Annotated in this window: 13 protein-coding genes; 7 read left to right on the top strand and 6 right to left on the bottom strand. The window is 39.2% G+C overall.

Going from position 1 to position 12,120, the window contains the following annotated elements; translation table 11 throughout:
• The first annotated feature begins 50 nt into the window (after positions 1–50).
• From ACFQ0C_RS36940 to ACFQ0C_RS36930, 3 genes are read left to right on the top strand one after another with little or no spacing between them, the layout of a single operon-like run.
• Positions 51–836, top strand: a complete 786-nt coding sequence (locus ACFQ0C_RS36940; protein ID WP_379374660.1) for a type II secretion system F family protein — start codon at positions 51–53, stop codon at positions 834–836.
• Positions 837–843: 7 nt separating this feature from the next.
• Complete coding sequence (locus ACFQ0C_RS36935; protein WP_379374658.1) at positions 844–1,710, top strand: type II secretion system F family protein; 867 nt, start codon at positions 844–846, stop codon at positions 1,708–1,710.
• A gap of 29 nt (positions 1,711–1,739) precedes the next feature.
• Positions 1,740–1,871 carry a Flp1 family type IVb pilin gene (locus ACFQ0C_RS36930; RefSeq protein ID WP_379374656.1) on the top strand — a complete coding sequence of 44 codons (132 nt, stop codon included), beginning with the start codon at positions 1,740–1,742 and terminating at the stop codon, positions 1,869–1,871.
• A gap of 3 nt (positions 1,872–1,874) precedes the next feature.
• Here the strand turns inward: ACFQ0C_RS36930 and ACFQ0C_RS36925 are convergent, their stop codons facing one another.
• The 6 genes from ACFQ0C_RS36925 to ACFQ0C_RS36900 all read right to left on the bottom strand — a co-directional run bounded on the left by ACFQ0C_RS36925 (position 1,875) and on the right by ACFQ0C_RS36900 (position 6,265).
• On the bottom strand, positions 1,875–3,293 hold the full coding sequence (locus tag ACFQ0C_RS36925; RefSeq protein WP_379374654.1) for a recombinase family protein: 1,419 nt from the start codon (positions 3,291–3,293) through the stop codon (positions 1,875–1,877).
• A 76-nt stretch (positions 3,294–3,369) separates the two neighbouring features.
• Entirely contained in the window at positions 3,370–4,047 is a 678-nt protein-coding gene (locus ACFQ0C_RS36920) for a DUF4352 domain-containing protein (protein ID WP_379374652.1), read from the bottom strand.
• 43 nt (positions 4,048–4,090) lie between these two features.
• On the bottom strand, positions 4,091–4,303 hold the full coding sequence (locus ACFQ0C_RS36915) for a hypothetical protein (protein ID WP_379374650.1): 213 nt from the start codon (positions 4,301–4,303) through the stop codon (positions 4,091–4,093).
• Positions 4,304–4,334: 31 nt separating this feature from the next.
• Positions 4,335–5,186 (bottom strand): thermonuclease family protein, encoded by an 852-nt coding sequence (locus ACFQ0C_RS36910; protein WP_379374648.1) that lies wholly within the window; start codon positions 5,184–5,186, stop codon positions 4,335–4,337.
• Positions 5,187–5,296: 110 nt separating this feature from the next.
• Positions 5,297–5,662 carry a hypothetical protein gene (locus ACFQ0C_RS36905; RefSeq protein WP_379374646.1) on the bottom strand — a complete coding sequence of 122 codons (366 nt, stop codon included), beginning with the start codon at positions 5,660–5,662 and terminating at the stop codon, positions 5,297–5,299.
• Positions 5,663–6,265 carry an ImmA/IrrE family metallo-endopeptidase gene (locus tag ACFQ0C_RS36900; protein WP_379374644.1) on the bottom strand — a complete coding sequence of 201 codons (603 nt, stop codon included), beginning with the start codon at positions 6,263–6,265 and terminating at the stop codon, positions 5,663–5,665.
• Positions 6,266–6,445: 180 nt separating this feature from the next.
• On the opposite strand from ACFQ0C_RS36900, the gene ACFQ0C_RS36895 reads away from it, so the two are divergent.
• The 4 genes from ACFQ0C_RS36895 (at position 6,446) to hsdR (ending at position 12,118) form a co-directional block, all read left to right on the top strand.
• Positions 6,446–7,264, top strand: coding sequence for a hypothetical protein (locus ACFQ0C_RS36895; protein WP_379374642.1), 819 nt, complete (start codon positions 6,446–6,448; stop codon positions 7,262–7,264).
• Positions 7,265–7,414: 150 nt separating this feature from the next.
• Positions 7,415–7,801, top strand: coding sequence for a (deoxy)nucleoside triphosphate pyrophosphohydrolase (locus ACFQ0C_RS36890; RefSeq protein WP_379374640.1), 387 nt, complete (start codon positions 7,415–7,417; stop codon positions 7,799–7,801).
• A 133-nt stretch (positions 7,802–7,934) separates the two neighbouring features.
• Entirely contained in the window at positions 7,935–8,672 is a 738-nt protein-coding gene (locus tag ACFQ0C_RS36885) for a hypothetical protein (RefSeq protein WP_379374638.1), read from the top strand.
• Positions 8,673–8,890: 218 nt separating this feature from the next.
• Positions 8,891–12,118, top strand: a complete 3,228-nt coding sequence (gene hsdR / locus ACFQ0C_RS36880) for a type I restriction-modification system endonuclease (RefSeq protein ID WP_379374636.1) — start codon at positions 8,891–8,893, stop codon at positions 12,116–12,118.
• The last annotated feature ends 2 nt before the right edge of the window (positions 12,119–12,120 follow it).

The following is a 12,120-nucleotide window of genomic DNA, read 5'->3' as shown; positions in this document are numbered from 1 at the left end:
TAGTTTTGATCATTCTGATTGGGGGAGCCTGCTGGATCGGATTCTCATTCTTGAAAAGGAGCCAACAGCCCCGCAGAGAGCTTGTTAATGGGAGTTTGATCCATTACAACGAGTATGTCATGACTACCGGGCAAATACTCATTTCAATATTAGCTGCTGGCAGCTGCTTGGGTATTGTCGGCTATATTTTTTACAAACATATCGATGGCGCTTTGATCCTTTCATTTTTTGGGTTGTATTACCCTGTCATACGCCGAAAGGAATTGATACGCAAGCGCAAAAGCCAACTGCAGCTGCAGTTTAAGCAAGCATTGGCCTCCATATCTTCTGCGCTGGGTGCTGGCAAATCAGTAGAAATTGCATTTCAAGAGGCTTTACTGGATTTGCGGTTACTTTATCCTGATCCCAGAGCGCTAATAGTTAAAGAGCTTGAAACGATAAATCATCGCATCAACAATGGCGAAACCATTGAAAACGCCTTGAAGGATTTGAGCGAACGTTCAGCTTTGGAGGATATCCAACAGTTTACTGACGTATTTATGACCTGCAAACGAACTGGCGGTAATTTGGTTCATGTAATTCGTCGTACCTCTTCAATCATTCAAGAGAAGCTGGATATTCAGCAGGATATTCAAGTTATGATGTCACAGAAACGGTTTGAATCCAAGGTTCTTGCGTTTGCTCCGCTTATTGTAATTGCTGTATTAAGCTTTAGTTCCCCGGATTATATGGAGCCGATGTACCAAGGCTCAGGTTTTTTAATCATGACAGTGTCTTTGATTATTTTGATCGGATGTTATGCAGTAACCAAAATGATTATGAACATTAAGGTGTGATGCACGGTTGGTTATTCTGATGCTGTTAGGCGTACAACTTGTGATCGGAGGATGGCTGCTGCTGATAGCAACACCTCACTACAGAGCCTTTTTGAAGGATCAAAAGATCTATTTAAAACTATCCTTTGCCGCACCATTGTCGTTGTGGCTGATGGACCGTTTGCGGCTAGCGGATCACCTGTCAGAGCCGTTATCCCGTGTTCATCAAGTAATGGCTGGATTGCACGGAAGTAAAACCGCTGTTATTCGCACTAAATGCTTTGCTGCTAATGTAATTACAGTTGAGATTATTGTTTTGTTTGGAAGCACGGTACTATCCTTGGTTTCTGAGGGCGGTGCTGAAATGCTGCTTTACGGCTGCTGCTTGAATGCGCTGCTGCCGTTCATATTTTACAAAGAGCTGGCAGTCAGGCTGCAAAAGAAAAAGAGGCAGATGCTGCTGGAGCTCCCTGAGGTGGTTAATCTAATTGTTTTGCTTGTAAATGCGGGGGAAACGCTGCAAAAGGCTCTGATGAGGTGCATGGAACGCAAGCCGGATATTGAAGCGAGCCCACTGCTTACTGAGCTGGCTAAAGCCGCTTACGAAATCCAGATGAATGCATCCTTTACTAAATCGATGGAGGATTTCAACAAACGCTGCGGTGTACAGGAGGTGTCTTTATTTACAACCACGCTACTGCTCAACTATAAAAGGGGCGGTGATGAATTGGTCATGTCCTTAAAGGAGCTGTCGTCCAGTCTCTGGGAAAAGCGAAAATCGTTGGCTAAAACATTGGGTGAGGAAGCTTCTTCCAAAATGGTTTTTCCAATGGTTGTCATTTTTATGGTTGTTATGGTTGTTGTAGCGGCGCCTGCCATCATGACCATGGGTTAACCTATTCAAGGATGAGAGGAGAAATAGTCATGAAAAGGATGAGTGAAGCGCTTAGCGGCTTTTGGGAGGATGAGGATGGGTTAGGAACCCTTGAAATATTATTGATCGTAGCTGTGCTTGTTATTATAGCGATCGCTTTACCAATGTATTTAAAGAGATAAACTTTAAGCCCACTCCACTTTTGTGATAGCCCACTTACGCTCGGTTTTTGTTATACTGATCCCCTTAAACAAAGTATTGATAAAGTCTTTCCTAGTTTCTCTTTCTAAGTAACTCCAATTTTCACTGAGGTTGGCGATGGTTTCTACTACTTCTTCAGCGGTAATTTTTATTGGCTTATCCTCAGGCAGCAGTTTAAGTTCATTTTTTAATTCTTCAACCCTCATCAATTCCTCGTCTATCAATTTAACATAATCCTCATAAGGCATTTTCCCATCACCTAAAGCATGATGCCAAGTTTTTCGCCGGCGTTCGCTATCTAGGAGTTTCTTTTCAAGTTTTTTTCGTTCTACTTCTAACTCGTTCTTTGTCGCGGCGACCTCTTGAAATTCTAAACCCTGATTTTGAAAAACAAAGTGCTCGAAGAACATTTTTTCAAACTTATGTTCAGAGAGATCACTTTGATCACATTTACCGCGCAATTTATTAGTACAACGATAATAGTAATAGGTGCTTCCGGATTTTGGCATCGTGTGGCCATGATATGGACCTCCACACTTACCGCAGCGAATTATTGTTGAGAAAGGGTAGTTATAGGAAGAACGAGACATTTCTTTTCTTGATCTGCGTTGGATGATCGTTTGAGCTTTGTTAAACGTTTCTTCGTCAATGATCGCTGCATGTGTAGCGTTTCGAATGATACGTTTGGATTCAGGAAGGTTTTTTGCCTTCCAATGATTCTTACCGGTATAAGTGTGATTTTTAAGTATTCGTTCTACAGTACTCCCATGAAATGATCCGCCGCGAATCCCGATCTTATTATTTAAGTTCAAATGCTTAGCAATTGTCACGTATCCCCACTTTTTTTCAAGGAGAACCCTGAACACCTCTCGAATTACTTCAGCTTTTTCTTGGACGATTACCAATTCACCAGCTTCATTCATCTCGTATCCATACGGAGCAAAAGCGTTTCTCAAGCCTAAGTCAGCACGTTCTGATAATCCCTTTTTAACTTCTTCACTTAGGTTTTCCCGGAACATTTGAGCAAAGAGACCTAGGAAATATATCATAGCGCGCCCCATAGCTGAAGAAGTATCGATGTTTTCACTTAGAGAGATGAGTTTAATGTCCATTTTGTTAACTAACTCTACTAGCTTATGAAGATCTGAAATATTGCGTGTGAGCCGGTCCAATTTGTGAACTAAAACAGCATCAAATTTTTTTGCCATTAAATCTTGGATTAACTCTTTAACGCCTGGCCGGTTTAAATTCTTCGCAGAGATACCGGGATCGGTATAGATGCGTATGAGCTCCCATCCCTGATTCTTCGTATGTTCCACTAAACGATCATATTGTGCTTGTAAAGAGAATCCTTCTTCAACTTGGGTTGTTGTAGAAACACGTGTATAAATACAAACTCGCATAATAAAACCTCCAAAATAGAATGTATGTTCGTATTTGCAATAAAAAGAAAAGCCCAGAGGGCCAATAGCATTGTTGTCATTTTAAATGAATAATATATGTTTTGCCCTTATAATCAGGGATGTATTTTATTTGACGATTTTCTATTTTAGTCTGAAGAAAGCTGACTTCATCAGTAAAGGACTCACCAGGTTTAATAGATAGACTAGGACTATAATATTTACTTTTAGAAGGAGTTTTATAGGGTTCTGCCATTTCAAAATCCTTGTGGGTATAAGACAAGTTTTTATTACCAATATTCTCGATGGTGATCGTTACCCGTACAAACTCGAATTTCTTATCGGGACCTGCTGGATCAAGTATGAAACTGTTTATAGTTACTTTTTTGTCTTTGACAATGATTGGTTCTCCCATTTCAAATTCTGTTTTGTTCGCTAATTTTTTTGCTTCTTCATCTGTATCGTTCATTTTTTTTTCTGAGTCCGATTTAACTATATTCTCGTAAAGTGCTGTGCCAAAAGATTCAACTGTTGCTTTTGAGGCTGCTGCCGAGCTTTCTGAAGACATAGATCCAAATGGTGGAACATAGGGTACCACTATCCAGGCAATTAAAAAATAATAAAAACTAACTCCCGAAGCAAAGAAAAGTTTTTTGAAAACCTTCTTCCCTATTATCAAAAAAATGAGAGCAAGGAAAAACGAAATAATTGAACTAAATAAAAAGATGACTTTAATGATTAATTCAATAATTACCATTGTCTAATACCTCATATTGATCAGAATTCAAACTGGTAGATGATTATTTCGCTATTGAAGCTCTTCTTACTTTAAATTGACAGTTTTCTTTTATAAAGTGGCCACCATTTATGTAAACACAATCCTCAGTATGTTTTTCAATCACACCACCGTAGTCAATAATCTCACTTTCCTGGTACACGGTAACTGGTACACCAAGGAACATAGCATTGTCGAAGTCAGCAGGGGAATTGAGTTGCTGATGAATTTTGAACATTTCGTACACCTCCAAGAGTCTGTTTTTAGGATTACTCACAGGCTATTCCATCATTATCACGATCCAATGCACTGCGGTAACCCGGGTCACCACGATGAAGAGGGGCTTTGCCCGCATTCTTGACCTCAGTGCAGTTCTTATAATAGACCGTTGTTGGAGCTGGTTCTTTCACAGTAGGGGCAGGATCAGCCTTAGGAGTTTCGGTCTGTTTTGGCATTTCATCAACTGACTTTTGAACTTTGCTCTCATCATAGCCTTTATCCGTTGCGTAGTTCTCAATGCTCCAGATGCCAATCTTAGCCATTTGTGCACTCTTTTGAAGTTCCCTAAACCTATCGACATATTTCACGTCTGGCGGGTATACAGCGACTCTGGCAAGGCCTTTTTCAAGCAGTATCTCATTGAACATCTTATCCCCGACATAAACATAGTAGAGAAGCCGTTTGTATTGATCACGTTCAGTCACATCGCGTTCCAGTTTGATGTCTTTACCCTCAAGTGTTTCTTTGGTAAAAGCAGATGCTTCAGGCCCGAATGGTTGGACAGGAGTATTCGGTTTTTTAGTCTCAGGTGTATCCACCAAGATCATGCGAACCGTTTCCTTTTTGCCATCAATTGTGACCTCTAATGTGTCACCGTCAATGACTCTGCTTACTTTTGCATCAATAAGTTTTTTATCCACGACCGTTAATGAGGGAGTTCCAGTTGATTGCTTTGGAGCTGGGGCATCTTTAGCTGCAGTTTGGCTTGCTGCTGGGGCTACCTCAGGTGTGACTTGAGCTATCTGTTGTACTGCTGGAGTTGCTGCAGACTGGTCCTTTGTTGCAATAACGCAACCGGATGTTAATGCAGTGAGTAGAATAAACGTGATTGCTTTTTTCAATACAGTACCTCTTTCTAATAAACATAAAAATTAATAGTAGGTCTATTATACCATTTGGTGATAGATTATGTAATATTCTGGATGGATTATCATGTCGATTCCATTGATGTTTAATAGTGTTGTCGCACATTCATTTGCAATACTTCTTCAAGATCACCAAGCTGTATAACAAATTGTTCGATATCATAGGGATCAACGGGTAGTTGTTGCTTATATATACGTTGCAGGACCCTATCTAATCGAATACCGTAGTAGCCGGCTTCGTAGGGGTTAATGGTGAGGTCTTCAAGGAGTATGCTGAGGCTCATGGTATCTTCATGAATTTCTTCGGATTCAATGCGATGGAAGGGGGCCTGAATGGGCATATAAAGCTGCTCTTTGGTCCAGTCTATTCCGCCGCGGCCAAAGTGAAGGAGCAGCCAGATAGGTGAGAGGGTGTCATTGAAATAATCGTAGTATACACGTACAGTAGCCATTTATAAAGCTCCTTTCCTGGCTTTGAACTGCTTTGATTTTTCCAGTAAACGTAGAGTCTCAGAAGAGTAGTTATAGCGAACTGGCACTGATTTGTTATTCATCATGAACTGATGATCCATGCGTCCTTGGTAGATACGTCGCTTGATTTGATCCATCCGTTTTTGGACAAATGTAAGTGAAAGCTTAAATTCTTCTGACAAGATCTTTAGAAATGATGGTTTTCTGCTGATCTCCCTATATTTTTCTACTATGTATATGGGCATGGCTGCGTAAAGCTGGAAGTGGGCTGCTTGGGTTTCTTGAAGTTCGACAAAAGCACGGGGCATCTTTTCTTGGCGACCTGAGTGCTGTACAGGGTGACTGAGTTCGTGGAAGAAGTGTTCGCGTTTTTCCTCGAGGCTCGTATTTTCATTAATAAATATAAGGCAAAAATCCTCATCCCAAATGACTTTTGATTCACCAGTGGTGGTTATAACTTGGGTGCTAAAGATGGTAGCAATCTGATCGACGTCCATATCTGAAGCGTAGTGTATTCCATTTGCTAGATAGAGATTGTTAATCCAATCTTCCTGTACAGTGGCTTTATAATAATTTAGATTCATCTATAGCCTCCAGCTATGAAAATTGTCGAAATATTACTAATATAATAACAGATAAATGCAAATAAAGGAACGAGTGTTCTATTTTTGTGTGACGAAACCTGACCATATTTTCAAAAATATGGTATGATTGGTTACAAAGAACTATAATTTTATTGGTTATTTTAGTGAAGGAGTAATGGTGTGGAGAAAATATTAGCAGAATTATTTATTAACGGTAAAGTAGAGACAATGTACATATTAATATTTGTTATCGTTATTTTGTGGTTATTTAAGGAGGTACGCGCTAGGTATATTAAAGATGATGAAACTACAATTAATAGAATCGACAAATCTTTAGAAAGTCTCGGAGTTCTCGAGGGTTCAATGATTAAATATTTAGATAGCTCAACCGACGAAAATAAAAAATTAGTAAAAGAGGCTATAAGTAAATCGTACTCTCATTTACCCCAGAGATTGTATAAAGATGCTTCTCTGATAATGGATGATTTGAAAAGGGATAAAATAAAGAGTTTTTTAGGCGAAATACGTAAAGAAGTAACCAGATATAAGCTTGTCCAGGAAAAAAAATTTCCTATTTTCTTTGGGGAGTCAGCTTCAGATATTGTTAATTATTATTGGCATTATTTTAGGACATTTTTTATCCCTTTTACTATGACCTATGCACATTTAATGTTAATCTTTTTAGTTATTTATGTTATGGCATATTGGAATCAACCCTCAGTTCAGTGGCAAGATAAAATTAGTTTTACATTAAATTCTGTTAGTGTAATGGTTTTGATAATTTTGTTTATAACTGTATTTGACATAATATTAGAGAAAAAATTCAATCATTCATTGTGGATCTGGCTCCTAGTAACTACGTTTTTAGTTGGTTTTTATTTAATGGTTATTAGCCAGATTTGGTATATATCTATTATTCTGTTACTCTATTGTATTTTTTTCATATTTTTTGTTTTTCCAAAAACAATCTCTAAGCGGAAGATCAATGAAATAAGTTGAGGCGAGTTGCTATGAATTTAATTAGTTATGATTTTAATAGATCAAGATGCTTAATGGAAAGATCCATACTTTTCTTAGCACCTTATCTTCATCTAGTTGATCTTCTTGATAAGGATTTGATAAAAACGAAGGCAAAGGAGGAAATAGTTCATGAAGCAGGTTGACGTGGTTGGCGCTGTTATTGTCAATGAGAGTGGTGAGATTTTATGTGCTCTTAGGTCTCAGCAAATGTCACTTCCAGGCCTGTGGGAATTCCCAGGCGGAAAGATTGAACCAGGCGAGGAGCCTCGTGATACCCTTGTGAGAGAAATTAAGGAAGAGCTGCTCTGTGACATTGGGGTAGGGGATCTAATCGTTGACATTGTTCATGAATATCCTACAATTAAAGTTCGACTTATTACTTATTTTGCTAAGATCACTTCGGGTATGCCACTAGCTACTGAGCACGAGAAGCTAAGATGGGTTTATCGAACAGAACTATTGTCTCTAAATTGGGCGCCGGCAGATGTTCCAACTGTTGAGAAAATTTTGACTTAAGGTGCATGTCTATTAAGGTGTTTGAAAAAGTAAGACAAATGGGTGCGGCGGATTTGAAAAGTAATTGTTAATTATATCTACTAATTAAATTTTTGAATTTATTTTGAAAAAATAAAAGCAAGGGGTATTCAGAGTGAATAGTAGGTTCTGGGAATTTTATTTAGTTAGGTATCTTGCTGGTACAATATTTGGCATCTTAGTTTTATGGTATTTGTTTTTAAACCATGGGCCTGAGATTAGTAAGTCATTCTATAATGGGGATTTAAGTAATGTTCTACCAGGGCAAATCTATAACATGCTATTTGAAACCACATATACTTTTGATAACATTAATATTAATTTTAATGGAAGCAATGGTTTTATTTTAAGCACTAATAATTCGGATGGAGTGGTTACCTTTAAACAAGATGGACTTACTGTATTAACATCAGTTATTCTTGCCATTGCCGGCTTTCTATATATGTATATTTCCAGTATGTTTATTCTTGTTTACCATGCATTTAGAATTATAGTCTTTAAAGGGAGAAGAAGTACGGGGATATACAATTTTTATATAAACTTAAGTCAGATTAGAGCAAAAGGAAACTTTAAGGAGACATCGATAAAAAAAGAGGGCAAATCAACTAAATCAGAAGAGACAAACTTTAACGAAATAAAGGAGTTTGTAGAATCTTATAGACACCTTAGAGAACACGGAAATGCATTCTTCATTTTATTATCGGAAATATTTTTTGCAGCTTGGCTAATTCTTTTCAAATTTGATGTTTCCGGATTGATTATATGGTTTTCTATTGGAACAATAGCGTGGTTTATCGGGACCTATCTTGAAATAAAGTTTGTTGACGAAAATACTAAGGATAATGGTTTTTAAATCGATCCATTCATTGGGTCTTTTTTCTTGTTTATAAAAAGGAATTTTTGATTAATTTGTAATATTTAACTAACAAAATAGAAGGAGCCGGCGTAGACTTTGTCGAATTGTTTGTAGATGTCCCATTTTTTTTACATATACCTATAATGGATAGGCTGAAATAACTATACACAAAAATAGTCCGTTAGAATTGGTGTTGACCCATAGGAGGTAATTAAATGGCAGCAAAACCAAGATCTCAAAACTTTACATTTCTTTTAAGTCTCTCGCCTATGTTAGAAAAGATTGCAGGATTTGCCGAAGCATATTTGATGGAAGATCCCAATGGATCACTAACAAAGACAAGGCAATGGGCTGAGATATTGGCAAAACGTCTTGCTGCAAAGGTTGGACTCGTGCTAGAATCAAATGCTACCCAACTGGATCTACTCAAGAAGTTAGAGGATTCTGGAGCTATAAGCGGAGAAGTGGCGCGTCTTTTCCACTCTATCCGTAAGACGGGTAACGCTGCGATCCATGGAAATGCAGGTGATAAAGAAGAGGCTGAAACTACTCTTCGAATGGCACATACACTCGCTGTGTGGTTCATTCGCTCATATGGTGGAGAACCTACATACCAATCACAAGCATTTAGACTACCTACATCACCAGATAATTTAGCTGCAGAGAAAGCTGAAGAACAGGCACAACTTAAAGCTGACCTTTTTAAGGCAAAAGAAGAAATTGAGGCTTTAAAAAAAGAAGCCGAGAAGCTATCTCAAAATCAGGTCAATCAGATAATTTCGACCGCAAAAAAGCTGTCTGAGAAGGTAGAAATAACTGAAGCAGAAACACGCCAAATCATTGATCAAATGCTTAGAGAGCAAGGATGGACTGTCAACAGTAGTACCCTTACGTACAAAAAGGGTAGCCGGCCGCAGGCTGGTAAAAATATAGCTATTGCTGAATGGCCGTGCGGTAAAGATCGAGCTGATTATGTCCTTTTTGTCGGACTGATGCCTGTTGCGGTTGTTGAAGCGAAGAGAAGAACTAAAAATGTAATGTCTGCACTTGAACAAGCTGAACGATACAGCAGGCAGTTTGAACTCACTGTTGAAATGACTAGCCCTGGAGGTCCGTGGGGCGTCAATCGAATTCCTTTCCTTTATAGTACAAATGGCCGTGGATACCTTAAACAACTCGAAGAGAGTTCAGGCATATGGTTTAGAGATGTTCGAACTCACTTAGGTGGAAGCCGTGCTTTACCAATCATTCATACTCCTGAAGACCTAGCTTCAATACTGAAGCAAGATCTGTTGGCGGCTCACGATAAATTGGCAGCAGAACCTTTAGAAGCGCTTAAACTTCGTGACTATCAATATCAAGCAATTCAAGCAGTAGAACGTTCACTATACCAGGGTGAGAGACGAATTCTTTTAGCAATGGCAACAGGAACTGGAAAGACAAGAACTTCTCTTGGTCTTGTTTATCGATTACTCAAGTCTGGGCGCTTTCGTCGTATACTTTTTATGATCGATAGAGAAGCACTGGGAGAGCAGGCTTTAGCGACTTTTCAAGCAACTCACCTTGAAGGACCTCTCTCATTGACACAGATTTACGATGTAAAGGGACTTAAGGATGAGGCACCTGAGGCTGCTACCCGGTTAGATATAGAAACCGTACAAACTTTAAGCCGACGTATTGTGTCGCCTGGTGAAGAAGGGGTTCCTCCGGTTGGTCTCTACGATTGTATTGTAGTAGATGAGTGTCATCGTGGTTATACATTGGACCGACAGATGGGTGAAGTCGAGCTTGAATACCGGAATGAGGAAGAATATCTATCAAGATATAGACGGGTAATTGAGCACTTTGATGCAGTTACTATTGGTTTAACAGCTACACCTGCACTTCATACAACTCAAATTTTTGGTCATCCAGTATATCAGTATTCATATAGACAAGCTGTTGTTGACGGTTATTTGGTTGATCATGGCCCTCCAGTACGCATAAAGACGGATCTTTCCGAGCATGGGATTCACTGGGACAAGGGTGAAACTGTTTCTGTCTTTAAAACGCTGGATGGAACGATTGACTCTGTTGAACTAGAAGATGAAGTTGATCTTGATATTGAAAAGTTCAATAAAGCTGTACTAGCTAGCGGATTTAATAAAGCTGTTGCTGAAGAATTGGCCTTAACTTATGACTTGCTAAGTGATGTTGGAAAGACTCTGATTTTTTGTGTAACTGATCATCATTGTGATACTCTTGTTAAGGTACTAAGGGACGAATATAGGGAAATGGGTGTTGAAGACACAGACGTGGCGATTCAGAAGATTACGGGCGCTGCTGACAAACCTGGGGAGTTAATACGACGTTATAAAAATGAGGAATATCCTAAAATAGCTGTGACCGTAGATCTTCTTTCCACTGGTATCGATGTACCGGCGATTACTAATTTGGTTTTTATTCGCCAAGTTCGATCCCGTATTCTTTATGAACAAATGCTTGGCCGCGCAACACGATTATGTCCGGAGATTGATAAAGGAAGCTTTAGAATCTTTGATTTCGTACGACTTTATGAGGCTTTGCAACCAGTAAACACAATGAAGCCTGTTGTAGTTAATCCTAATATATCTTTTGAGCAATTAGCGGATGAATTAGGGGGGGCTGGAAGCGAAGAGATAAAGCAGTTAGCGAGAGATCAGTTCTTAGCTAAATTGCATAGACGTGCAACGCGACTTGTAGAAAATGAAAGTTTCACATCTATGGCGGGCATGGATGCCAAACAACTAGCCGGAACAGTTAAGAAATGGAACCCAGAGCAATTAGCTGATTACTTGAAAAAACATCCAGGAGTGGTTCGCTTTCTTGACGAGATAAAAATCGGAGATCCTAGGTTACCGTATATTTCAGAACACGATGACCACGTTACAGAGACGAGTCGTGGTTATGGCGAGGCGAAAAGACCTGAGGATTACTTAGAATCATTTAAAGTGTGGGTAAAAGCCAATATTAATGAAATACCGGCTCTTCAGGTAGTTTGTTCACGTCCTCGAGAGCTTACACGTAAAGACTTAAAAGAGGTTAAACGGATTTTAGATGAAGCAGGATTTCCGGAGCAATATCTAAATACTGCTTATTCGGAGACAAATCAGTCTATTGCTGCCTCGGTGATTGCATACATCCGACAGCAAGCCTTAGGCAGTGCTCTAGAGCCATTAGAAATTAGAGTTGAGCGAGGGCTCCAAAGATTACTCAGTTCTCGTTCGTGGACAGAGGCGCAAAAAGGCTGGTTACGTGCATTGGCTGATGGAATTAAGGGCAATGTCATTTTAGATATTGAGGCATTGAATGAAGGACAGTTCCGCACTAAAGGCGGGTTACAAAGAATTAATAAAATATTTGACGGCCATGTTCAGGAGATCCTTGGTGATCTTCAAGAGGCTATTTGGGAGGATGTTGTTTAACC

This window comes from Paenibacillus sp. GCM10027630 (assembly GCF_042676305.1).
Classification (GTDB): domain Bacteria; phylum Bacillota; class Bacilli; order Paenibacillales; family NBRC-103111; genus Paenibacillus_S.
This window is presented reverse-complemented; position numbering and strand designations above follow the sequence as displayed.